The sequence below is a fragment of the uncultured Kriegella sp. genome, from assembly GCF_963975415.1.
Lineage (GTDB): Bacteria > Bacteroidota > Bacteroidia > Flavobacteriales > Flavobacteriaceae > Kriegella.
This window is the reverse complement of sequence record NZ_CAXBGN010000007.1, coordinates 196,644-220,830: the sequence shown is the minus strand read 5'-3', so window position 1 is coordinate 220,830 and position 24,187 is coordinate 196,644. Positions and strand designations below refer to the sequence as shown.

The window sequence follows — 24,187 nt, the reverse complement described above, 5'->3', positions numbered from 1 at the left end:
TTAATTGTTAGCCTCCGTGTAAATAGGGTTTTTAGGATCGCCTCCAGAAATCAAGTAAGCCAGAAGGTCTTTTAGTTCATCCTCGTTTAACGAATTAATGGTGCCCGGGGGCATTAATGACACAGTTGACATTTTTATGTCGGTCACCTGATCTTTGGCAATCTCACGTGTAATGTCGGGAGCGTAAGGGTTCTGGGAAACTACATAGTTTTGATCGGTTTCGTTCATCAACCTGCCCACTATCGATTTCCCATCTTTTAGGGTATATACTGTGGAGTTATATTGGTCGGAGATAACGTCATTTGGATCGATAATAGCCTTTAATATATCTTCAGGAGAGAAACGAGTACCAAGTTGTGTAAGATCGGGCCCGATGTTTTGGCCTTCGCCTTGCATAGTATGACAGGTAACACAGCTTGTAGAGGCAAACATACTTTTACCATATTCAAAATCTCTCCCTTTTAAGCCATCGGCCAATAAGGGCTCGATTTCATCTACCTTCCAATTATGTCTAGGTCCTTTAGGTGATACTGTGGAAACGGCTAAATCGTTACCCGAACTTGTCAATAAGTCGGCACCTGACATTTTATCGTAGAAATCGAATTTAGCCTTAGGTACATGGGTCAGGGCCTTTTTTCTGGCCTTATCAATAAAACCAATATAGCTTCTGCCAGCCTTGAACGAAAATGCCTTGTTAAACCACTTGAAGTACTTTTCTCGGAGTTCGGGAGTCCATCCTTTGTCGACATCTTCAATAACCATACCGTAGTAGGTGTGTTGGGCCGGAGGCATGTTTTTCAAGGTAAGGGCGATATCCATACCGTATTGTGGGTTTCTTAAAATCAAATCGGAGGCATCGGTGGCCGTGTTGGCCATTACGTCTACATTCTCACCGGTATTCGATTCTAACAATGCCAATGTTTTCTTGGCGACTGTAGGGTCATCAAGATAGGCAAGGGTTTTACTTAACAACTGATTCAATACATCGGTCTGTGCCGGATATTTTGGTGAAAGATAGTTGATGACTTTATTTTTTGTACTGGTCGATGGCACTCCGAAACGGGAGAGCGTTAGTTCAAAAGCTCGAAGCAGATCAACCTGGTGTTGTGGTGAAAGTGAAGCATAATCTACACCCAAAAGTGCATTGAGCATTCCGGTTTGTTGTGCTTTTGAGCCATGGCGGGCCAAAGCGATAACACCTTGTGCCAAGGCTACCGGGTCCTTTTCGGCCAACACCTTGGCTTGCCATTCTTGTACAGGCTGATGTTCTACTGCAATTCGTGCGGCATACTGTAGAAAGCGGTCTTCACTGTTTAAATGGGGCCAGGCAAAAGCTATGGCTCCTTCTTTTGGTCCTTCATGGTAGGCCTCAAGTTGTCTTCTGATTTTATTTTCTTCGGTCAATTCGGAAGCTTCGTTTGAAGCTGCAACTGACTCATCACCGGTATAATGTACTCGGTAAAGGTCGGAATCTAACCTACGACCACCCGACATAAAGTACATCGCTCCATCTGGGCCAATTACCCCATCTGTCAAAGGCAGGGGAATACCCGATAAAAATTCCTCGCGTTCACCATCGTAAGAAGAGCCATTAGGTGTAAGGTGAATGGCATAGATCATTCCAAAACTCCAATCGAAAGCATAAATGCTTTTTTGGTATTTCTCAGGAAATTTTGCTCCTCTTCCATACACCACATTGGTTGGCGAGCCTTGGCCAATATTCACTATTGCAGGAAGGTTGTCAGGGTAGGCCGGTGACCACTTTCCGTTACCGGTACGCCATCCGAATTCACTACCACTTGTTACATGGCATATACGGGTTGGTCGGTACCAAGGCATGCCTAAGTCCCATTCCATATCACTATCGTAAACGAACATATCGCCTTCATCATTAAAATCAAGGTCAAAAGGATTTCTGAAGCCGGCGCTCACCAATTCCCAATTTTTTCCCTCGGGGTCGATTTTTGCTATCCAGCCCCCTGGAGCGCCTCTATCATTGGCATGACCCCTAGGGTCTTTGACCTGGGGGAATAGGTTGTCGTCTTGCCACACTTTTGGCAAACGATAGGAATCCATTTCAGGGAGGTCGGTATGATTACCCGCAATGACGTGAAGTGTCTTTCCGTCGGGACTCATTACGATACTATGCGGACCATGTTCACCGGCGCCATTCAACGCCTTTAGTAAGGTAATCTTGTCATATTGGTCATCGTTATCAGTATCCTGTAAACGGTAAAGACCGCTGCTTTTTTCAAATTCGTCGTTGCCCCGGTGGTTGACCATAACGTATAGGCTGTTGAAAGCATAAAGTAGACCTTGTGCGTACCCCATTTGAATAACGGAATCGGCAACAGTTTCCCCGGTCTGGATTTTAAGCTTTTCAATTGTTGGTGTCACATCATCAGCACCGATAGGGGGAATTTCCATACGATATAAGGCGCCGTATTGGTCGGCTGTAATTAGGCGATCTTTGTCATCAAAGGTCATGGCGACCCAAGATCCTTGGTCATTATCTGCAGGACTATACAGGTGTTCTGCCTCAAAACCTGGCTGTAATTTAAGCTTCGATAGTTTTGGGTCAAGCTCTTGGGTGCTTTTTGAATCCGTTTCCTTGGCATCCTCACAAGAAATGGAAAAAAGCATTGCAAAAATAATTGCGACGAAAAGTCTGGTCATGTTTTTGGATTTATGATTATAAGTCGACTAATTTAATTAAAAATTCGGGTTTAAAGACGATTCGGATGCTGGAAGTGCATAGCGTTCAGAGATATTGGTAAAGACATTGCCCCTTGGTTCTACCCCTGCCGGATAGTAGTAGTCAACCGGGTTGGCTTTTATTTTATTTCCATGGGCGGTAATCACATCTATGGCACGACCTGTGCGTACAAGATCGAACCATCTTTTGTTTTCAAACGCCAGTTCAACCCTTCGTTCGTTAAAAATGGCTTCTCCCAAATCACCTGTAGGGGCACCAAGACCCGCACGTGTGCGAACTTCAGTTAGATACGGAAGAGCTTCTCCATTTTTACCTTGTTCTTCCAAGGCTTCCGCCAAAAATAACAGTACTTCGGCATACCGATAAACGGGCCAATTCATACCATGGTTGCCATGCAAGGCATGAGGTTCAACATATTTTTTAATGATGGGATAAATGCCATCTTCCCAAAAACTCTCGCTAGCGGTGATGTACATTATTGAAGCTTCTTCCCTTAAATCCCCATCTTCATAAGCTTCGATGATATCTGGGGTAGGAATATTGTTCCCTTCACCGTTAACGGGTTGCGGATTTGATGTTCCGGTTATTGCACCAACTTCTTCGGCGCTAATTGGTCTTGGGAGAAAGTTATATAAAAAACTACCATTCAATCCTTCGGCACCTTCCCGGTATTGAATTTCAAAAACCGACTCTATATTATTCTTATTGTCACTATTCCCTGAAAAAGCATCCTCATAGTTGGGCATTAAGGCATATTCATTACTGGCTACAACCGCCTTCAAAACAGTTTCGGCTTCGGGCCATTGTTGACGTACTATATATACGTTGCCCAATAGGGTTTGAGCAGCACCAGAGGTTACCCTACCAGGCTGTTGTTCTGATTTGAGTGGTAATAAGGGAATAGCCGCTTGGGTATCTTCGATAATCTGTGCATAAAGTTCATCTTCGGAGGCTAGCGGCAAAGCAGCCCCTTCACGGTCTACTACAGGTTCAAGGTGCATGGGTACGCTACCAAATAACTGTGCTAGGTCAAAATAAGAATACGCTCTTAAAAAAAGAGCTTGGCCTTTTACATTCGCTTTTGCAGTTTCATCAAACTCAGCGTCATCTATTGTTGCTAAAATCTGATTGGCTCGGGCGATAACTTCATAGTAGCCAACATAAACATTATTTACGTGGGTATTTGCCGTGATACCTCCATCGCTTGGTATAGAGTGGTCGGCTATATCCTCTTGGTTGTCTGTAGCTCCGAAAGCCGTATTACGCGCAAAATAGGTATTGTCAGAATGCATTTCGGCCAAAAAGGGCTTCGATTGATTGTTGATACCACGTAGCGGTACATAGGTGCCATTGATGGCCTGGGTAAAATCTTCTTCTGTTTTAAAGAAGGTAGGCACACTTAACGAGTCTTCTGGGAAAATGGTTAGCTCATCGTCGCAACCGCTTATCAGAAACCCCAGTATTATTGCGATAAAATAGAATATATTTTTCATTTTTTCATTTTTAAAATTTGTCGAAAGTGATCTATTTTTTGACATAATAATTTACGATTTAAAAGTTTAAGTTTAAACCCAAACTAAATATACGCGGAACCGGATATCCTGAAATATCTACTCCGGAAGCCAAATTGCCACCATCACCCTCTCCATTATTCTGGACACTTATTTCAGGGTTTGGTCCGCCCCAATATTTTGTAAAAATGTGGACATTTTGAATTGAACCAAATACACGGGCCGACTTGAAATACTTCTCCAATCCCGGAATTGTATACCCTAAAGTGATGTTTCGAATATTGAAGTAAGAAGCGTCGGCAACGAATCGATCATTGATCCAGTCTCTTTCAATACCGGTAACGTTACCACCGCCAACCGTAGTGCCATAAAAACCGTCACCAGGGTTCTCAACCGATCGAAAACGGTTTTCAACATCCTTCAAAAGGTTAAAGACCCCGTCTAAGTTTGTTGTGCTATACAAGTGTCTGACAAGTAGTTCGTTACCGTATGAGCCTGTACCCACAATAGAAAGGTCAAAATTATTGTAATTGAAAGTATTTGTGATACCATAGGTGAAGTCAGGGAAGGGACTTCCCATGATGGCGCGGTCATCTTCATCACCCCCACGAGTAATGATTCCGTCACCATTAACGTCGAGTAATTTAATACTGCCTACCGTAGAACGCCCTGGTACCTGGGGAGAGCTGTCTAAGTCTTGCTGGTTAAGATAAACCCCATCGGATAAATGACCATAAAATTGACCAAAGGGCTCGCCTACTTTTGTAATATGCCATCCGCCCGGCCCATAAACTCGATCAATCCCCTCCGCAAGTGCTACTACTTCATTGCGGTTGAACGATATATTGGCGTTGGTGGTCCATTGAAATTCACCGGTGGTGTTAACCGAATTTAGACCGAACTCATGGCCCCAAAATTTGATTTCACCAATATTATCGCTGAAGTTGGAAAATCCAGATTCCCTGGCGACCTGAACATTGTATAGTAGATTTGTCGTGTTTTTGGTGTAATAGTCATAAACCAACGATACCCGATCATTGAATAGACTTAAATCCATACCAATATCAAACTGTTTTGTGGTCTCCCATCCCAAATTAGAATTTGAGAGTGAATTTACCGCTGAACCAGGCGCAAAATCGTTGCCAAATACGGCATTCACTGTATTGTTGATTAAGGCGTATTGGGTGTAATTTCCTATATTATTGTTGCCGGTGACACCATAACTGGCGCGTAATTTAAGAAGCGAAATGGATTCTATATTTTCTAGAAAAGCTTCATCGGAAGCTATCCATCCTGCAGATACGGAAGGAAATGTACCCCACCTATTCTCAGATCCAAACCGTGAAGACCCATCACTACGAATAGAGCCCGTCAATAAATATTTTCCTTTATAGTTATAAGTCAACCTAGAAAGAAATGAAACCAAACTCCACTCCTGTACTTGGTCGAAAGTACCGCCTCTATTAATGTTGGTCGCACCTTGTATATTAGGCAATCTGTCGTCAGCAAAATCACTGGCCGCAACCCTACTGCGGTCCATACGATATTTTTGATAGGTAAATCCTCCTAAAAGAGAGAAGGTATGGTCACCGATACTTTTGTTGTAAGTAACCGTGTTCTCGTTCAGCCAAGAAAAAGTATTTCGGTCGTCCCAAACCGCTTCGTTATTTGTAGGTATAGGACGATTTATTGCATAAGTAGCATTGGTAGGACTGAAATATTCGTATTGACTATTATAAAATTCGGCATTTAAACTCGATTTAATGGCAAGCCCTTCTATAGGCTGATATTCGATATAGGCGTTTGACAAAAGATTAAGTTCTTTGGTTCCGTCTTGAATTCTCTCGGCAGAATTAAGCCAGTTGGCATAAGAGAAGATGTTTCCTGTATTCGCCGGAAAATTATTGAACTCTGTTCTGGTTCCGTCAGGATTGTAGATTGGCATAATCGGCCAGGTGTGCAACGCATTAAATAGAAGGCCTGTTCCCCTGCTACCATCTGTTCTTGGTATATTATCCAATATGTAACTAGGTGCAATATTAACACCTAAGCGAATCTTGTCGGATAAATTATAATCCAAATTTGCACGTAATGAATATCTTTTATAATCTGAGCTTAAGACTACACCTTCTTGATCCAAGAAACCTAAAATCAGAGAGGTTCGCAATTTTTCTTTATTGGAGGTAACGGTGAGATTGTAGTTGGTCATAGGGGCCGTTCTAAGCATTGCATCGTACCAATCGTTGTTTTGTCCCTCATACTGTGACGGGTTCTGATAGATATCAGGAACTGGGTCCCCTTGATCCTCATAGTACTCCTTTTTAAATTGGGCAAATTCAACGGCATTCATCATTTCTATTCTCCCTCTATCCGGAACGTTCTGCATACTGCTTGTAACATTCAAGCTTATACTTGTTTCGCCTGGCTTTCCGCTTTTGGTCGTAATCAGCACAACACCATTGGCGGCCCTTGAACCATAGAGCGAAGTTGATGCGGCATCTTTCAAAATGGAAATATCCTGGATCTCATCAGGGTTTATATTGTTGATTCCTCCTGAAATCGGGAAGCCATCAACTACATATAAGGGATCGCTACCACCTGAAACAGATAGTTGCCCGCGAATTCTTACCGACATGCCCTGACCCGGTTTACCCGTAGTTTGGTTGATTTGAACCCCTGGAATTCTACCCTGTATTTTTTGAGTAATCTGGGAGACCGGAATATCGGCAAGTTCAGTGGCCTGAATGGTAGACACTGACCCGGTAACCTGTCTTTTAATCTGGGTGCCATAACCCACTACGACGACTTCATCGAGACCGGCGGCGCTTTCTTCGAGTGTGACTGTTATAGTCGATTGTCCGTTTAAGGGGACTTCCTTAGTGGCAAACCCGATGTAAGAAAAGACCAAAGTGGCGTTTGTGTTGGCAACCTCAATGGAAAAATTTCCGTCAAAATCTGCCGTTACTCCATTTGTAGTGCCTTTTTCAACAATGTTGGCTCCGGGAAGTCCTAGACCGTCGGTGGAAGAAAGAACCGTGCCTGTAATGGCCACGTCTTGAGCTTGGGTGTTAAGTGCAAAAAGTAACATTAAGGCAATAAGAAATACCTTTGAAACAGCGTTCAATTTTTTTTTCATTGTAGTGTTGATTAAGTTGTTGTCTTTAAAAAAACGAGATGTCAAAATACCTTATAGTGTTTCAAAGTAATTCTGTCGTCTTTTTGTCGAAAGTACTGACCTAATCTTGATGAACTATCCTGTACTGTCCTGTTTAAAATGAATATTATTTAGTATTGATGGATTTTTTTTATCAAAAAATATTTTTTTCGCGTAAAAAACAAATAATTCAACAATACTGAGTGCTTTGTGTGAGAGTTAGGGCTGATTTTTTTCATCGAATCGGGACAGTACAGGATACCTCGCTCGATTCCCTTGCTTACTTTAGCCCTATCAAAACTAAATTAAGACGATTAAAATGAGCAATACGGTTAAGAATTTCAACTATGTAGATTATCTCTGGGACGAGGAAAAAGCGGCACAACTCGGTGAAGACCAGGTCGCACTGTTTTTATATCGTTCGAATATTCTCGGAGCCGACCTGAGAATAACAAATTACGGTGGGGGTAATACGAGCTGTAAGACCATCGAGAAAGATCCATTGACTGATGAAGAAGTCGAGGTGATGTGGATCAAGGGGTCAGGCGGTGATATTGGTACCCTTACCAAGGCGGGTATAGCTGGGTTGTATACCGAACGGCTCCGCAACCTAAAAAATGTATATGGAGGATTGACCGACGAAGACCGTATGGTAGGCCTCTTCAATCATTGCATCTATGATTTGGATAGCAAAGCACCTTCAATCGATACCCCTTTGCACGGTCTGTTGCCCTTTAAACATATCGATCACTTGCACCCCGACGCGCTTATTGCGGTAGCTGCCGCTAAAGACAGTGAGAAAGTGACCAAGGAGATTTGGGGCGATACCATGGGCTGGGTGCCATGGCAACGACCAGGCTTCGATTTAGGGTTACAGTTGGAAAAATGTTTAAATGACAATCCTGGTATCCGCGGTATCGTTTTGGGCAGCCACGGACTTTTTACATGGGGAGACACTTCATATGAATGTTATATGAACAGTTTGGAAGTCATTGAAATGGCTTCCGAATATATTGAGAAGAAAATCAAGGAGAAGGGCAGCGTTTTTGGTGGGCAGAAAGTACAGTCGCTCCCAAAAGATGAACGCCTTGAAAAGGCAGCGCAATTAATGCCGATGTTACGCGGACTCTGTTCTTCGGAAAATAGGATGATAGGCCATTTTACCGATAGTGATGTGGTACTTCAATATATAAACAGCAATGATCTTGAGCGTTTGGCGCCCATGGGTACTTCGTGTCCCGATCATTTTTTACGTACAAAAATTCAACCCTTGGTACTTCAATTGGATACCAAGGAAGACCTTTCCGATACCGAAGCGGTGCTTGATAAATTAAGACCGGCTTTCGAGCAATATCGAAAAGAATACCAAGATTATTATGATACCCACAAACGGGATAATAGTCCCGCAGTTCGCGATGCCAATCCGGTCATTATTATTTATCCTGGGGTGGGTATGTTCAGCTTTGCCAAGAATAAACAGACAACCCGTGTGGCCAACGAATTTTATGTGAACGCAATCAACGTAATGCGTGGTGCCGAGGCCATTACGGAGTATACTTCGTTGCCGAGGCAAGAGGCCTTCGATATCGAATATTGGTTGTTGGAAGAAGCAAAGCTACAACGCATGCCCAAGGAGAAGCCCTTATCAAGAAAAGTAGCATTGGTAACCGGTGCCGGAGGTGGTATTGGAAAAGCGATTGCCGATAAATTGGCTGAACAAGGCGCCAATATAGTCTTGACCGATATTGCTGAAGACCGTCTACAAGAAGCCCTGGGGACCTATGGCCGGGATACGGCGGCCTATGCCGTATGCGATGTTACTCAAAACAGTTCCATTGCCGAAGCTTATAAAAAGGCATGTCTAGAATTCGGGGGTGTCGATATTGTTGTGCACAGTGCGGGTCTGGCCATTTCCAAACCGTTGCAAGAAACCACCGAAAAAGATTGGGATATTCTTCAGGACGTCTTGGTCAAAGGGCAGTTTGAACTTGCCAAACAGGCTGTTGCGGTCATGCGCAAACAAGGTCAGGGAGGTGATTTTATTAGTATAGCCAGTAAAAATGGTCTAGTTTCAGGTCCCAATAACGTCGGTTACGGTACCGCAAAAGCAGCCCAACAACACATGGCCCGTTTATTGGCTGCTGAATTGGGCGGTGACAAGATACGTGTGAATACGGTCAATCCCGATGGGGTAATCGTCGGTAGTAAAATCTGGGAGGGCGATTGGGCCGAAGGTCGTGCCAAAGCCTACGGTATTACCGTGGAGGAATTACCGGCGCATTACGCGAAGCGTAATCTGTTGAATGAGATTATTTATCCTGAAGATATCGCCAATGGGGTCTTTGCCTTGGTCGGTATATTGGATAAGTCTACAGGAAATATTATCAATGTCGATGGCGGTATGGCCAACGCATTTGTACGATAGTTATTTGAGTGAGTTTTTTTGAGTTATTTTAGGACTATCCGCAGGCCCGGTGCCTGTGGGTTTTCCTTCTTGTAAGTACATCATTATTATGAAGATAGAAAAAGAACAGATTTTAGGTGAAAACCAACAGCAAACGACTTCGCATAATGAAAGTTTTGATTTTTTGGGGAGCTCCTTGGGTAAGAAAGGAGTCGATGTTGAAGAAGTCGTTCGACGGTTGGCCGATTTTCAAGTAGCCATCCCAAGTTGGGCCTTAGGTGCTGGGGGAACACGGTTCGGAAGGTTTTCCTTTTACGGTGAACCTGCAAACTTGGAACAGAAAATCGACGATGTCGGTGTTTTGCACGCCCTTACGGGAACGGCCGGGGCCATTTCATTGCATATTCCTTGGGACATTCCCGAAGATTATAAGGCCATAAGGGAACGGGCGGCCTCTCACGGATTGATTTTCGATGCGGTCAATTCCAATACTTTTCAAGACCAGAAAGATGCTAAAGAAAGTTACCGGTACGGTTCGCTATCGAACAGAAGCGATGCTGCACGCGAACAAGCGGTACAACATAATCTTGATGTCATTAATATTGGCGAGAAGCTAGGATCAAAAAGCCTTACGGTATGGCTTGCCGATGGTTCCAATTTCCCGGGCCAGGACAATTTTCAAACAGCACTGTTGAACACCGAGAAGAGTTTGAAACAAATCTATGCAGGCCTTCCCGAAGACTGGAAACTCTTTATTGAATACAAGCCCTATGAGCCTAATTTTTACAGTACCGTAATACAAGATTGGGGCACTTCGTTCCTATTGGCGAACGCCTGTGGAGAAAAGGCTTATACGCTTGTCGATTTGGGGCATCACCTGCCCAATACCAATATCGAACAGATTGTCTCAACCTTAATGTTGAAGGGTAAATTGGGGGGCTTCCATTTTAATGATAGCAAGTATGGCGATGACGATAGTACGACAGGAAGCGTTAAACCTTATGCGCTATTCTTGATATTCAACGAGCTGGTATATGGTATGCAGAACAATCCACAAAACCCATATCCCGCCTGGATGATTGATGCCAGTCACAACATCAAAGATCCATTGGAAGACTTGATGCAATCATTGGAGGCCATACAGGAGGCCTATGCCAAGGCCTTGTTGGTCGACCAAAAACAATTGAAAGCGGCTCAAGAGGAGAATGACGTGGTTCAGTGTCAAGAAATTTTGCAAAATGCATATCGAACCGATGTCCGACCGTTGTTAGAACGGGCGAGACTTCAAAGAGGCGGTGCGTTGAATCCTTTAATGGCTTTCCGTTCGCTAAAAGTACGTGAGAACTTAATAAAGGAGCGAGGCAGGCACACGGTTGCTACCGGACTTTAAGCTATTTCAATGAAAACGAAAGTTACGGCCATATTCGATATCGGGAGAACCAACAAAAAGTTCTTTCTTTTTGACGAGGATTTTCAAGAAGTCTATCGGGAATATTCCCGTTTTGAAGAAATTACGGATGAGGATGGATATCCTACGGAAGATCTGGAAGCCCTTGAAAATTGGTTGAAAGAAGTCTTTGACCGTATGATGGATGTACCCGATTATGAGATAAGCGCCGTTAACTTTTCCAGCTATGGTGCTACTGTCGTTCATATCGACGAACATGGTAAGGTGCTCACCCCCTTGTACAACTATATGAAACCTCTGGATGAAGCCATATCCAACACGTTTTATGACGAATACGGTCCCGAGGCGGAACTTTCAAGAATCACGGGGTCGCAAAAATTGGGTATGCTGAATACGGGCATGCAGCTCTATTGGCTCAAACGCACACGACCGGAAGCCTTTCAAAAAATAAAATATACACTACACCTGCCACAATACCTGAGCTATTTGTTTACGGGCGTACCTGTGAGCGAATATACCAGTATCGGTTGCCATACGTTGCTTTGGGATTTTGAAAAAAAGGAGTACCATGCATGGGTCTACAAGGAAGGGATAGATAAATTATTGCCACCCATCACTACCGCCGATACTTGTTTGAATGTGGATTATAAAGGTAGAAAGCTAAAGGTCGGGGTGGGTATACATGACAGTTCTTCGGCGCTTTTGCCGTATGTGCGGAGCACTGAAAACCCTTTTGTATTGGTTTCCACGGGAACCTGGAGTATCTCCATAAACCCGTTCGCCAAAGACATGCTTACCGATGACGATATCGCTAACGACGGCCTTTTCAATATGCGTATCGATGGAAGCCCGGTCAAAGTATCCCGTTTGTTTCTCGGCAATGAGTACAAATTTCAAATAAAACAACTCTCTGCACATTTTAATCTTCCAGAAGATTACCACAAATTGGTTAAATTCGATCAGGAAATTCTGTTCGAGGTTACCAAAGATTTTGTCCCCATGTTCAAATGGACGAGCATTTCGGCCAAGAATATGCCGGCAGAAACTACGATCCCATATGACAGGTTCGAACACTCCTATCACCAATTGATGCTGGAACTGGTGCTGTTGCAAGTGGAAAGTATTAAGTCGGCCGTAGGTGCTACCCCTGTTGAACATCTTTTTGTCGATGGTGGTTTTAGCGATAATGATGTGTACATCAAATTGATGTCCCATTACTTGGGCCATATGGGGTTGCAAACTACCGATTCGTCCTTGGGGTCGGCGCTGGGTGCGGCAATCGTTATTTCGAAGGCGAAGCTTGATACGACATTCCTTAAAAATAATTATGCTTTGAAGACACATGCACCCTTTATCTTAAAATAACTATGAAGTCCGAAATAAACTCACAATACCCGTCCGTAGAAGATTTAAGGGAAAAAGCCAAAAGGCGAGTTCCCAAATTTGCTTTCGAATATCTTGATGGCGGCTGTAATGAAGACGTAAGTATTACAAGAAATACTTCGGAAATACGAGAAGTACAGTTACAACCTAGATACCTTCGAAATAAAGGTATTAGTGATACTAAAACTAAAGTGCTGGGAATGGAGTTCGATGCCCCTTTCGGCATAGCGCCTGTTGGTCTTCAAGGCCTGATGTGGCCTAATTCGCCTGAAATTTTGGCCAAAGCGGCTTTTAAGAACAACATTCCTTTTATATTGAGTACCGTCACCACTATGAATATCGAGCGGGCGAGCGAATTGACAGAAGGGAATGCCTGGTTTCAATTGTATAATCCTGTTGAAGATGAGCTGCGCGATGACATTATTAACCGTGCAGAAGCCGCTGGTTGCCCGGTGCTTGTATTGTTGTGTGATGTACCTACATTTGGTTATAGACCCCGTGACATTCGAAATGGTCTGGCATTGCCACCCAAAATGTCTCTGACCAACATTCTGCAGATTTTAGGAAAACCAAGTTGGGCCTATAACACCCTCAAATACGGGCAGCCGACTTTTGAGACTTTAAAACCTTACACGCCCGAAGGACTCAATTTAAAACAGTTGGGACAATTTATGGACAAGACCTTTTCTGGTCGTTTGAATGAAGAGCGAATAAAACCAATTCGTGATAGGTGGAAGGGAAAATTGGTATTAAAGGGTGTAGCTTCCGAACAAGATACCCAAGATGCAATTCGAATGGGCTTCGACGGAATCATTTTATCCAATCATGGGGGTAGGCAGTTAGATGCCGCTCAATCGACCATCGGTTCACTACAGGAAGTGGCATCTAAATATGGCGACCAGATTGAAATCATGATGGACAGTGGTCTTCGATCGGGTCCTGATATCGCCAGAGCGATGGCTAGTGGTGCGAAATTTACTTTTATGGGACGTTCTTTTATGTATGGGGCAGGGGCTTTGGGCAATAAAGGTGGTGATCACACAATTGCCATGTTAAAGACCCAGTTCAAACAGGTCATGGACCAATTATGCTGCGAAAGGGTTGAAGATCTACCAAATCATTTACTCCAACGTGCTTAAATAATAACCATCCGAATAACTTTACTTAGAATATTTCAAGTTTAAAACCATACCAATGAGCCAATACAGTATCGAAGAGGAAATAATCGAAGAAATCACAGGAGGCGAGTTTGAACGAACTCCCGTTCCCGAATCTAGCCTCAAAGGATGGAAAAGTTTTTTAGGTATGTATGCAGGTGAGCATGCCGCGGGAACAGAATTTATCATTGGTCCATTGTTTTTAACAGCAGGGGTAAGTGCATTTGATTTGATTATCGGGTTATTGATAGGCAACCTATTGGCTGTATTGAGCTGGCGTTTTTTGACTGCCGAAATTGCTGTGAAGTATCGATTGACCCTCTATTATCAATTGGAGAAAATCTGCGGAAAAACGCTGGTGACGGGTTATAACTTGGCCAATGGTATATTATTCTGTTTTTTAGCGGGGGCCATGATTACCGTTTCCGCAACGGCAGTAGGCATCCCTTTTGGTATGGAAATGCCCAAATTAACAGATACCATGCCTAATGGCCCTACTTGGGTCATCATTGTTTTGATTGTCGGAGCCGTAATTTCATTAATCGCCTCCAAGGGCTACGATACTGTTTCCAAGGCAGCGAATTGGATGTCTCCTGTAATCGTCTTGGCGTTTATTGCCTGCGGTGTTGTTGCATTAGGGCAATTGGGGGTAGACAGTTTTTCTGATTTTTGGAATATCTGGGGCGAAGGCTCCGATCCCTTTCCAGGACAATTGAAATACACTTTTTGGCATGTGGTTATCTGGTCGTGGTTTGCTAATGCGGCCATGCATATTGGTATGTCGGATCTTTCGGTTTTTAGGTTTGCCAAAAGTCCCAGTTCAGGTTGGACGACCGCTGCAGGAATGTACGTCGGCCATTATATGGCGTGGATTGCAGCTGCGTTGTTATATGCCGTCTATCTCAAATCTCCCGAAGCCCAAGCATTTTTAACCAATGGGGAAGCCCCGCCCGTGGCTCCGGGACCTTTAGCGAATAATGCCATCGGTATTTTCGGCATCATTGCCGTGGTTTTGGCTGGCTGGACAACCGCTAATCCGACCATTTATAGGGCCGGACTTGCCTTTCAGGCCATTGTTCCGAAACTCTCGACATTTTGGGTCACTATTATCGCAGGTACGGTAGCTACCATCGCAGGGCTTTTTCCAGCCTTTGCCATGAAACTATTGGGTTTTGTAGCTCTATATGGATTTATTCTCGCACCTTTTGGAGCAATTATCGTGTTCGAGCATTTCTTTTATAAAAATGCCGGCATCGTAAAAAATTATGCCGAAGCTGCGAACATCAAGTTTAATAGATCGGTGTTTTGGGCATGGGCACTAAGTTTCGGACTTTTCTATTTTATATCCTTGCAATTCGATGTGTTCCTAAGTTTCGTAACGCTTCCTGCATGGTTGCTCTGTGGTGTACTTTTTCTGTTGTTCAGTAAGATGTGGCAAAAAAAAGATTAAAGGGGAAACCTTTATGATAAAGCCTTGTTTAGAGGGCTTTTAATCTAGTTGGTTTTTTTTAAAGCATCCCATCTCGTCTATTTTTTTATCAAATTAGCATGGTTGCTGTTGCTATACGGGACTGTAACTTGCCATGTTTTTCCTTCTGATTTTATCGTTAAACTTAAGTCATCTTTGTTTTCAGAAATAATCTTGGCCCTCACCTTTGGTGTTTCCTTTTCGGAAGGAAATAGCAGCCAGACAAAAGAACTATCAGCGTTGATTTGCGTACTGTACTTACTGGCAATGTTCGGTTCGAACAAATTATATTCAGGGCTATACCATCCTTGTATTTCGGGAGTTTCCTGCCCTTTGATGAATTCAATATCGAATTTTTGTTTGCTAATTGGTATGACGGCCAAGTTCCCGAATTCATTAGTCGTCTTGACAATCGAACCGTCTTTTTCGACCACTGATTCTGGATGCCAGTGCCACATCACATCTATTTTTCTCGGTCTATCCGTAGCAATACGGTCTACGACCACCCAAAATTCACCCCGAACATAAAGTACGGCACGAGTGTGCTTGGCTTCTCCGGTAACATCAGTATATTGGTCAAACGAATTCGAGGCATAATCGAAATCATCGGTAATTCTAAAAAAGTTGTCACCAATGGGTTCTGTGGCGAGCCTTGGTCCTGCATTTTGACCTTTTTGGTCGATTAAAATACTATTATGTCCTGCCGTGCCTTTGGCGTAAGGCCTAAATTTTTCCGCTACTTCGCCAGTATAGGCGAACCTTCCCGAATCGACTAAAAGATCTCTACCGTAGGCGGAAATGGAAATATGTAATTTGTCGTTATGTTGATGGCCGCTGCCCCAAGGGCCTATATCGAAAAATGACCACTGTGCATTGGCATCGAAACCACTTCGTGATATAAAATGACCGGCCCAAGGATAAAAATAAGAGGGGCCGTCATTTGGTTTGATTCCTGATGTACCGTTCGTGGCAATGTATTCCCACTCCGGGTGATTGAATCTTTTTGCACCTTTTAGAATTAAATCACGGTCACTGCCCTTATCACCATCATTATTCAAAATACGAAAACCGCTTGGGCGCACGACGTGGGAGATATAACTGTACATATCTTCAATCGTATTGTTAAAGAAGTCGGGTAGTTGTTTGTTGGCCCTGTTACAGATATCTTGAAAGAGTTGAAAGTTGTGGAGTGAAACATTATGGTAATGGGAGGTAAGTTCCGTTTGAACCCCGTCGGCATATACTTGTCCTTTCATGCTTTCGCTCATCGTTTCAATGGCATAGTCTAACCATTCATTCGATTTTTTATATTCTGGGAAATTAGCCGATACGGTCGCCAAAGCCGAAATTTCCATGGTCAACCAGTTGTTGCCACTGTGAAAATTTCTGTTGTAGTGGGCATGGTCTGGCAAACTCGCCAGCATCAAAAGTTGTGTGGCAGGTGAAATATATTCACTGTCGATCATCCCATAAAAAATTCGGGACCAGACTTTGACCCGAGCTGCAACTTCTAGACCGCGCCATACCGAGGTGCCGCTTTTAACGGCAGGGTAGGGCATACTTTTAATGATAAAATCCCTTAGAAACTGATCGATATATTCTGCATATTTCGGGTTGCCCGTTTCCAGATAAGTTGCGAATACACTGCTTAGTTGACTATGTCTATTCGATAGCCAAGCCCATTCTTTGTCATTGTTCGGGCCTTTATAATACCAATCACGGTGACCATCACTTAAAACAGGTACTTTTCCCCTTACATTTTGAATGATAAAAACATCTGTCAGCGTCGTGTCGGTTTCCGTTTTGGTGCTATTCGATTTTTTGGGCGAATCTTTTCTGAGCTCCGCCGCTGTATTTCCATTCTTGTAGTAGGCTAACAACGCGGTACTGGCCTCTACCATGTTTCCGTTGGAGTAAGCTTCTTTTACTTTTTCCAACCCGGGGTAGTCAAGATTGAATTGCTCCAACATCTTTTTTACGGTCTCGGGATAGCTTGTACAAAGTTGCTCCACAGTGGTAATGTCCTTCCAATTAGATTGGGAAAAACAAGTGGAATACGCACAAAACAGCATAATTAGTAGGGCAAGGTTCCGCTTAATTTTTAATATCATCGTTTGTTTTTTGGTTATAGTGACTTCGGATTTTTCTCTTTTCCGAGGGATTATTTGTGATGTTTAATTCGCTAATTTTCTTTTTGTATCAGGAACAATTGTTTGCAATGCTTCATCGGCATTGATGTATTTGTGTAGATCTCTTAGGGCGATTACGGTAAAGTCATGATCGGCCAAATAGTTCAGATATGCCGTAAATAATTCAGGGGGCGTGTTGACCCAAGGATGTTCGACATCGGGAACCCCGTGAAGCGTCAAGACAACAATTTTTCCATGTTCGGCGTGATCAAGCGCTGCTAAGATGATTTCTTTGTTCTCTGCATTGGTAGCCCAACTCGGAATAAGAAAAGGGTGGTCGACCAAGGGTGCATAGGCTCTTGAACCACCTGCGCGGGCGAAACGATACCCAAGTTCACTTAAAAATGGAAGAACCTCTCCGTTAAGTCCGTAACCCGGGTAAGCAAAACTCGTCGGTTTTTTAATGTTCAGCGACTCGCATTTGTTTTCAATATAGCTAAGTTCCTTTATAAATTGTGCTTTCGACAATTTGGTAACATTCGCATGTGTTTTGGTATGATTGGCTATTTCAAAACCCATATTGTCAAGTTCCTTTATTTGGCGCCAATTCATATAAAGTGTACTGTCTTTATAGTTTGGTGGAAATTCACACACGAAAAAGGTAGCCCCAAAACCAAATTTTTTGAGCAAGGGTGCCACTACCGAATATTGACTTGCCGGGGCATCATCGAACGTAAGTACAACTAGTTTGTCTGGAATTTCTTTTTTTAGGATTTGGGAATGCCCATAAAAAAAAACAGAAAACGCAAAAAACAGTGCGAGTACTGACCTCATTTCAGGTTACTTGGTTTAAAGAATAAAGCCATAGGCTATTTAACGACCGATATGAAAATCACATAACGGTCTCTAAAAATAAGCGATTAATTTTAATCTGAAATGAATTCGTAGAGATTTACAGTTTAGATATCTCCGGATAATCAAAGAAATATAACGCTAAGGCAAGAACATGAAAAGTTTCAGCCACTAATCGCTTACCAATTTTTGAGTTAAGAGAATTTCCATTTTTTTATTTGGTAAGCACTGTCCCAAAATTCGAACTCCATTCGGCTAGCAGTTATAAAAGCTTCAGTCATATTGTTTTGGGTCGAAGAATTGGTGTTGGCCGCTGCCCTATCGCAAATTTCAATAGCACGGGCTACAGCAATGCCAAATTCTTCCCCAGCGTAGGTGTCGATCCATTTTTGATAGGGATTGTTTGGCGCTTTTTGATGTTTATAGATATGGTTGCCAACTTCTTTATAGATCCAAAAACAGGGAAGTACGGCTGCCATGGCAATTTCAATGGACTCATAAGCTGCAGTGCTTTTCAAATAATGGATGTAATGATGGCACGTAGGTTCTAACTTCCCGCTATCCGTAATACCAAAATCCTTAAAATACGATTCGTGAAGCGCATTTTCCACCAAAATGGCATTTTGTCCAAATTGTATAAAAGCTAAAGCGTCTTCAATATGTGGTGCTTTGGCCCCTATCATTGACAAAGTGCGGCCAAAATGTTCAAGATACCCAGAATCTTGTGCCATATAGAACTGGAATTTTTCTATAGGCAGGCTGCCATCCATCAATTCTCTAATAAAAGGCATAGTGATAATAGACTTATAAATGGGAACGATACGTTCCCATGTTTGCTTAGACCAGGTCATTTTTTACTAATTTTTGAGGGTTGAAAAAGTGGTTTAACGGGCCATTTCCTTTTCCGATAACTACATCTTTACCATGGAAAATGGCTTTATGAACATAGGCTTGTCCTTTTGAGATGGCTTCTGTGAAAGAATTGTCTAAGGCAATATAACTGGCTATGGCAGATGAAAGTGTGCATCCCGAGCCATGGGTGTTGGTGGTCTCATATTTTTCCTGTTGAAAAGCGGTGACCTTATCGGAATTATCAAAGTACAACGAGGTCAATTCTGGTGTTTTAAGATGCCCTCCTTTTAGCAGGATGTCATTTGCTCCCAATGCCTTGATTCTTTTGCCGGCCGTATACATGTCTTCTATGGTAGTGATTTCCATTTGTGCCAAGATGGCCGCTTCGTCCAAATTCGGAGTGAGAATATCGGCAATGGGAAATAGCTTTTCTATAATGGTGTCAATGGTGCTGTCTTCAATAAGTTTGTGACCACTAGTTGCGACCATTACAGGATCGACGACCAGTGGAATTTTAGGATATTTTTTTAGGGTTTCGATAACCGAAGACACAAGTTCAGAAGTGTGCAGCATGCCAATTTTAATGGCATTTGGGGGAATGTCTTCCATAATAGCCGCGATTTGCTCTTGTACTGCTTTATAGGAAATTGGATAGATCGATTTTACACCCGTAGTGTTCTGAACAGGCAAAGCGGTTAAGACAGAAGTAGCGTAACATCCTAAGGCAGATATGGTTTTGATATCTGCTTGTATACCAGCGCCACCACTACCGTCAAAGCCTGCAATGGTCATAACCGAAGGGTAGGAATACTGTTTCATAATGTTTTTAGAATCTTATTTTTAAGTTCGAAGGCTGCTTTCTCTGGATTTTTAGCGCTGCAAATGGCCGAAACCACTGCGATGCTGTCAGCACCTGCTTCCAATACGGGTGCTATGGTGGCAATATTCATGTTTCCGATAGCTATCAAGGGTTTCGGTGTCAGGTCGCGAATGCGCCGAATACCTGCCAATCCCCACTCCGTTACCGTATTTTCTTTCGTTTGGGTTTTAAAGACAGGGCTAACCCCCAAACAATCTGCCATTTGTGTTTCTTGGGTATAGAGCTGTTCCAGGGCTTCTAAAGAGTAGCCTAACGATTGACATCCTTTCCAGATTTTACGAATGTTACTAGGAGGAATGTCGGTAGTGCCCACATGAATTCCGAAAGCATTTACCTTTATGGCAACCTTTAAATTGTCGTTTATGATTAAGGGAATATTATATTTGTCTGTTATCTCTTTAAGTTTTTCGGCTTTGGCAATGAACATTTCGTCATCACAATCTTTTTCCCGGAGTTGAATGAGGTCGACTCCGCCACGAATGGCAGCTTCGGCAACTTTAAGAAAGGATTGGTGCTTGCAATCACCTTCTGAAATGACTAAATACAGTGGGAAAGGAAATTCATGATTAGCCATTGCTCTCGATTTTGAGTGTGGCAAGAAATTCTTTTTCAGTGATATTGTAGAGTTTGTCCAACAATTGAACCTGAAGACTTCCGGGGCCGGCGCTGTTTTGAGCGGCCAACTCTCCGCAAATACCAAGTAAGGCCATGGCTGCCGATACAGCTTCCGTTTTATCTTCTATAATGGCAATAAAAGCGCCAATTATGGCCGTCGCGGAACACCCTAGACCCGTTACCTTGGTCATCATCACATCGCCATTTTTGATGAAAACGGGTGTATGGTCACCCACAACAATATCTGTCTCACCCGAAATACAGACCACTGCGTCATATTTTTTGTGTAACACCTTGGCGGCTTCGATAGCGTCGGTACTAAAAGCTGTACTGTCAACCCCCTTGGTCTTTGTTCTTTTGACCTGGGCCAAAGCCATAATTTCGGAGCCATTGCCCCTGATTACCGTTGGTCGGTATTCGAGTAATTGGTCCAGCAGGGTCGTGCGGTAATGGGAGGCTCCGGCGCCGACGGGGTCGAGAACCCAAGGTTTCTTTATTTGATTCGCGAATTCAGCCGATTTCAGCATTGCTTGCGACCAATAATCGTCTAACGTACCAATATTGATAACCAACGATTGACAAATGGTGCCGATATCCTTGATTTCGTCATGTCCGTGGGACATGATGGGAGAGGCTCCCAAGGCTAAAAGAGCATTTGCCGTATTGTTCATTACCACAAAATTGGTAATGTTCTGTACCAGAGGGGCAGCATTTTTAACGGCTTCAATGTGTTTCCAGAAAAGGTTTTCCATAATATTTTGTGTGTTATATATTATGGCTATAGGGCATTTCTCGAATATAAGAAGATGCTAGGTCACTGTGGTGACCAGATACTTTTCCCTACGACGGTATCAACCGTTTCAGGTTCAAAGGGACTCTCTCAATTCCTTTTGCGGAATACCCCTAAAGCCATTTCAAATATAGCATGCTTTTATGAAAAGATAGGCTAAAATGACGATTCATTAACTTTTAGATTCGATTTCTTCTATATTTAGCCTCATATTCAATATGTTGGGTTGAAACCCCATTTTCCTATAGGCACGAATAGCACTGTCGTTCGAAGCGTACACTTCCAATTGAATTTCAGATAGACCACGTTCTTTGGCCCATACAATCAAATTCTGGTTTATGACCCCATTGATGCCTTGTCCCCTATACTTTGGTGCTACAAACATAAAGCCTAAATAGGCATACTGCTCTGACCGGAAATAAGGTTCTGATTTTTTTACGAGCGCGTAACCCGAAGCGATGATTTTATTTCCGTCTACAGCGACCAACACTTGGGCGTCATCTCGTTGAATAAGCTCTTTAATGTCGTAATAGGTTATAGGGTCTTCTTTAAGTTGCGGGGCAAAAGATCGTTCATAACGAATGATTTCTTGTTCAAATGCTTTAAGGTCGGGTAGCTCTTCAAGACGTGCCTCCCGAACGATTATGTCAATTTGTTTGTTCATTGTATATATTATCAGCTTTTGATATCTTTTGTGCAATCTGTATCATTTTTATGAGCCTTACAATTTCTTTTTAAAGGCCGTCGGACTTAATCCGGTATGGTTTTTAAAGAAACGTGAAAAACTACTTAAAGATTCAAATCCGAAGAAAAAAGCCATTTCTTTTAGGGTCATATCCTCTTGTTTGATCATTCGTTTTATTTCGGTGGTTTGTCGTTGTTGAATAATTTGCTTAGCCGTTCGGTTCAATTTTTTTTTAAGAATTTGATTGAGCCTTTTTTCACTTATCCCAATTTCTTGGGCGTAGAACAAACCTGATGTTTTGTCAAGATAGTGCGATTCCATTAGCTTTAAAAAAGAGAAAACTCTTTTTTGGTCAAGGTCTTGTTCAAGATAGACTGTGTTTTGCAGTCTGATAAGTTGTAGCATTAGAACTTTGAGGAGCGATTTAATAATTAAATAGCCATTGCGTTTGTCATGGTACTCTTTTGATAGTAATTCGATTACGGCTTGAATGGAAATAAATTCATCTTTAGAAATAAAGAGGCGTTTTTTGGATGCTAGATTGAACATTTTTAAAATGTCAAGTGCATATTCTTTATCATCTTCCTCAATAAATTCACGTTCAAAACAAAGGTATAAACCTTGGTTTGCTTCAAAGAGAACAGCCGGAAAAAGCTCGTTCAAAGGTTTAAAATAGACATAGCTGCCCTTTTGAATGTTCACAAAAAAAAGTCCGAAAGAATTTTCGTGCGGAAAAGCAGGTTCAATATCGCACTGCTCGGTTATATTAATTTTAGTGCTCCAATTTTTCATTCGTAAAAGGTAGAGAGCCTAAAAGTACCAAAACATTTTTATGCCCTTGCCAGATATACAGACATCTTCTTGGAAAGAAGGAATAAAATGGTCGAAATTATCAATGCCAAAAATGCGGCAATGCCAAAGATTGTTCTGGGGTCGTTTGCTATAAATTCGATGAATGTTGAAAGAAATTGTCCTGCGAAAACAGCCATAGAGTAAAGGCCTAAATTCTTTCCTTGGCTCTTTTTATCACTAACTTCTACCATCATATGGTTTAGAAGGGGAATAGTGAGTCCAAAACCTATTCCGATAAAAATAGCGGCCGGAAATAATAGGGTAATCGTCATTGAAAATGCAAAGCAAATATAGCCTAACATAAAAAATGCAAACCCCAAGGCAACGGTATTGTAAGAATTTATTTTAGCAACAATTTTTGGCATTTGACTGGCTGAAATTACTGCTATCAGTGAAATGAGTGCCATAAAATATCCAACGTATGAGTCACTGAATTCAAAACTTTCGGGTAAAAATTGGGGTAGACGCACGAAACTGACAAAAAAGAGAACCATGGCGAGAAGTGCACTCCAAAATATGATGGTTACTTCCTTTTTTTCCTTGGTGCCAATTATTGGGGCAACTGATGAAACAGGGGCATTATGAACTCTTTTTTCTTTGGGGAGTACGGTGCGAACCAAAATAAAACAGGGCAAGGCAATCAAGTATATTAAAAAGGGACTGCGCCAGTGCCATTCGCCCAAGACACCTCCGATTGAAAGAAACACTACACCTCCGACCTCTATGGCCATCCCTTGCCAAGCGATAAGTTCTATTCTTCGTTGTCCTTCAAAATAATCGGCAATGTAGGTGGTTACCGCTACCTGAATGGCTACTGCCGAGCCGCCCAATAAGATACGATTCACAATCAGTACATACGGATCGGAAATATAGCCGCCAGAGTAGCCCAGAATAGCATAGGGTATCAACCCCAATGTTAATAGTTTAAAGGCTCCCAGCTTTGAGATAAGCCGGCCGATAATCGGGGCAAAAAGAACAACGCCCAAGGAGGGCAGTGTAATCAGCCAACCCGGACTAAAGCTGAAGTCAAGATTGATGGCTATTTCAGTTAAGGAAGGTGCTATGGCAGTACCTACCATAATGGTGAGACTGCTGGTTAAAAGAAGTGCTATTATACCCGATTTTGTGATGTTTTTCATTCCGTTTGATTTTCGTTTTAAGGTGCAAAGTTGTGACATCCCCAATCGAAACGGATTCCCATTTTTCTAAATTAGTATACCATTTTGGAAATGAGTTGATAGGGAGGTGATTTAAGTAGTACAATATTCAGGTCATTTCGTGGGAAAAGAAAGATGGTTAAAGAATTGTGGCCTGCATCGTTTTGAAGCGGT

At 42.6% G+C, this 24,187-nt stretch carries 17 protein-coding genes and 1 riboswitch; of the genes, 5 read left to right on the top strand and 12 right to left on the bottom strand.

Going from position 1 to position 24,187, the window contains the following annotated elements:
- From AACZ88_RS16490 to AACZ88_RS16480, 3 genes are read right to left on the bottom strand one after another with little or no spacing between them, the layout of a single operon-like run.
- Window positions 1-2,676: a c-type cytochrome gene (locus AACZ88_RS16490; protein ID WP_339712439.1), complete on the bottom strand. Its 2,676-nt coding sequence runs from the start codon at window positions 2,674-2,676 to the stop codon at window positions 1-3.
- Between the two features lie 36 nt (window positions 2,677-2,712).
- Window positions 2,713-4,209 carry a RagB/SusD family nutrient uptake outer membrane protein gene (locus tag AACZ88_RS16485; protein ID WP_339712436.1) on the bottom strand — a complete coding sequence of 499 codons (1,497 nt, stop codon included), beginning with the start codon at window positions 4,207-4,209 and terminating at the stop codon, window positions 2,713-2,715.
- Window positions 4,210-4,267: 58 nt separating this feature from the next.
- Window positions 4,268-7,363, bottom strand: a complete 3,096-nt coding sequence (locus AACZ88_RS16480) for a TonB-dependent receptor (protein WP_339712434.1) — start codon at window positions 7,361-7,363, stop codon at window positions 4,268-4,270.
- 337 nt (window positions 7,364-7,700) lie between these two features.
- Between AACZ88_RS16480 and AACZ88_RS16475 the strand changes: the two genes are divergently transcribed.
- The 5 genes from AACZ88_RS16475 to AACZ88_RS16455 all read left to right on the top strand — a co-directional run bounded on the left by AACZ88_RS16475 (window position 7,701) and on the right by AACZ88_RS16455 (window position 15,183).
- Window positions 7,701-9,806 carry a bifunctional aldolase/short-chain dehydrogenase gene (locus AACZ88_RS16475; protein ID WP_339712431.1) on the top strand — a complete coding sequence of 702 codons (2,106 nt, stop codon included), beginning with the start codon at window positions 7,701-7,703 and terminating at the stop codon, window positions 9,804-9,806.
- Between the two features lie 88 nt (window positions 9,807-9,894).
- The gene (locus tag AACZ88_RS16470; RefSeq protein ID WP_339712428.1) at window positions 9,895-11,175 is read left to right on the top strand and encodes a sugar isomerase; all 1,281 of its coding nucleotides are present in this window, start codon (window positions 9,895-9,897) and stop codon (window positions 11,173-11,175) included.
- Between the two features lie 9 nt (window positions 11,176-11,184).
- Window positions 11,185-12,558, top strand: a complete 1,374-nt coding sequence (locus tag AACZ88_RS16465) for an FGGY family carbohydrate kinase (RefSeq protein WP_339712425.1) — start codon at window positions 11,185-11,187, stop codon at window positions 12,556-12,558.
- A gap of 2 nt (window positions 12,559-12,560) precedes the next feature.
- Complete coding sequence (locus AACZ88_RS16460; protein ID WP_339712422.1) at window positions 12,561-13,715, top strand: alpha-hydroxy acid oxidase; 1,155 nt, start codon at window positions 12,561-12,563, stop codon at window positions 13,713-13,715.
- A gap of 55 nt (window positions 13,716-13,770) precedes the next feature.
- Window positions 13,771-15,183, top strand: a complete 1,413-nt coding sequence (locus tag AACZ88_RS16455; RefSeq protein ID WP_339712420.1) for a hypothetical protein — start codon at window positions 13,771-13,773, stop codon at window positions 15,181-15,183.
- 77 nt (window positions 15,184-15,260) lie between these two features.
- Here the strand turns inward: AACZ88_RS16455 and AACZ88_RS16450 are convergent, their stop codons facing one another.
- The 9 genes from AACZ88_RS16450 to AACZ88_RS16410 all read right to left on the bottom strand — a co-directional run bounded on the left by AACZ88_RS16450 (window position 15,261) and on the right by AACZ88_RS16410 (window position 23,995).
- Window positions 15,261-17,312 carry an alginate lyase family protein gene (locus AACZ88_RS16450; protein WP_339712417.1) on the bottom strand — a complete coding sequence of 684 codons (2,052 nt, stop codon included), beginning with the start codon at window positions 17,310-17,312 and terminating at the stop codon, window positions 15,261-15,263.
- 63 nt (window positions 17,313-17,375) lie between these two features.
- Window positions 17,376-18,164 (bottom strand): polysaccharide deacetylase family protein, encoded by a 789-nt coding sequence (locus AACZ88_RS16445; RefSeq protein WP_339712413.1) that lies wholly within the window; start codon window positions 18,162-18,164, stop codon window positions 17,376-17,378.
- Window positions 18,165-18,376: 212 nt separating this feature from the next.
- Window positions 18,377-19,033 carry a thiaminase II gene (gene tenA / locus AACZ88_RS16440; protein ID WP_339712410.1) on the bottom strand — a complete coding sequence of 219 codons (657 nt, stop codon included), beginning with the start codon at window positions 19,031-19,033 and terminating at the stop codon, window positions 18,377-18,379.
- The gene (thiD, locus tag AACZ88_RS16435) at window positions 19,020-19,853 is read right to left on the bottom strand and encodes a bifunctional hydroxymethylpyrimidine kinase/phosphomethylpyrimidine kinase (protein WP_339712407.1); all 834 of its coding nucleotides are present in this window, start codon (window positions 19,851-19,853) and stop codon (window positions 19,020-19,022) included. Before thiD ends, tenA begins: the two co-directional genes overlap by 14 nt.
- A complete protein-coding gene (thiE, locus tag AACZ88_RS16430; RefSeq protein ID WP_339712404.1) occupies window positions 19,850-20,488 on the bottom strand; it encodes a thiamine phosphate synthase in 639 nt (212 codons plus the stop codon). Before thiE ends, thiD begins: the two co-directional genes overlap by 4 nt.
- A complete protein-coding gene (thiM, locus tag AACZ88_RS16425; RefSeq protein ID WP_339712401.1) occupies window positions 20,481-21,281 on the bottom strand; it encodes a hydroxyethylthiazole kinase in 801 nt (266 codons plus the stop codon). The genes thiE and thiM overlap by 8 nt, the downstream gene beginning before the upstream one ends.
- A 68-nt stretch (window positions 21,282-21,349) precedes the next feature.
- A riboswitch (TPP riboswitch) is annotated at window positions 21,350-21,444 on the bottom strand.
- Window positions 21,445-21,491: 47 nt separating this feature from the next.
- Window positions 21,492-21,983: a GNAT family N-acetyltransferase gene (locus AACZ88_RS16420; RefSeq protein ID WP_339712398.1), complete on the bottom strand. Its 492-nt coding sequence runs from the start codon at window positions 21,981-21,983 to the stop codon at window positions 21,492-21,494.
- Window positions 21,984-22,040: 57 nt separating this feature from the next.
- Window positions 22,041-22,796, bottom strand: coding sequence for a helix-turn-helix domain-containing protein (locus AACZ88_RS16415; protein ID WP_339712395.1), 756 nt, complete (start codon window positions 22,794-22,796; stop codon window positions 22,041-22,043).
- 38 nt (window positions 22,797-22,834) lie between these two features.
- The gene (locus AACZ88_RS16410) at window positions 22,835-23,995 is read right to left on the bottom strand and encodes an MFS transporter (protein ID WP_339712392.1); all 1,161 of its coding nucleotides are present in this window, start codon (window positions 23,993-23,995) and stop codon (window positions 22,835-22,837) included.
- Window positions 23,996-24,187: the final 192 nt, after the last annotated feature.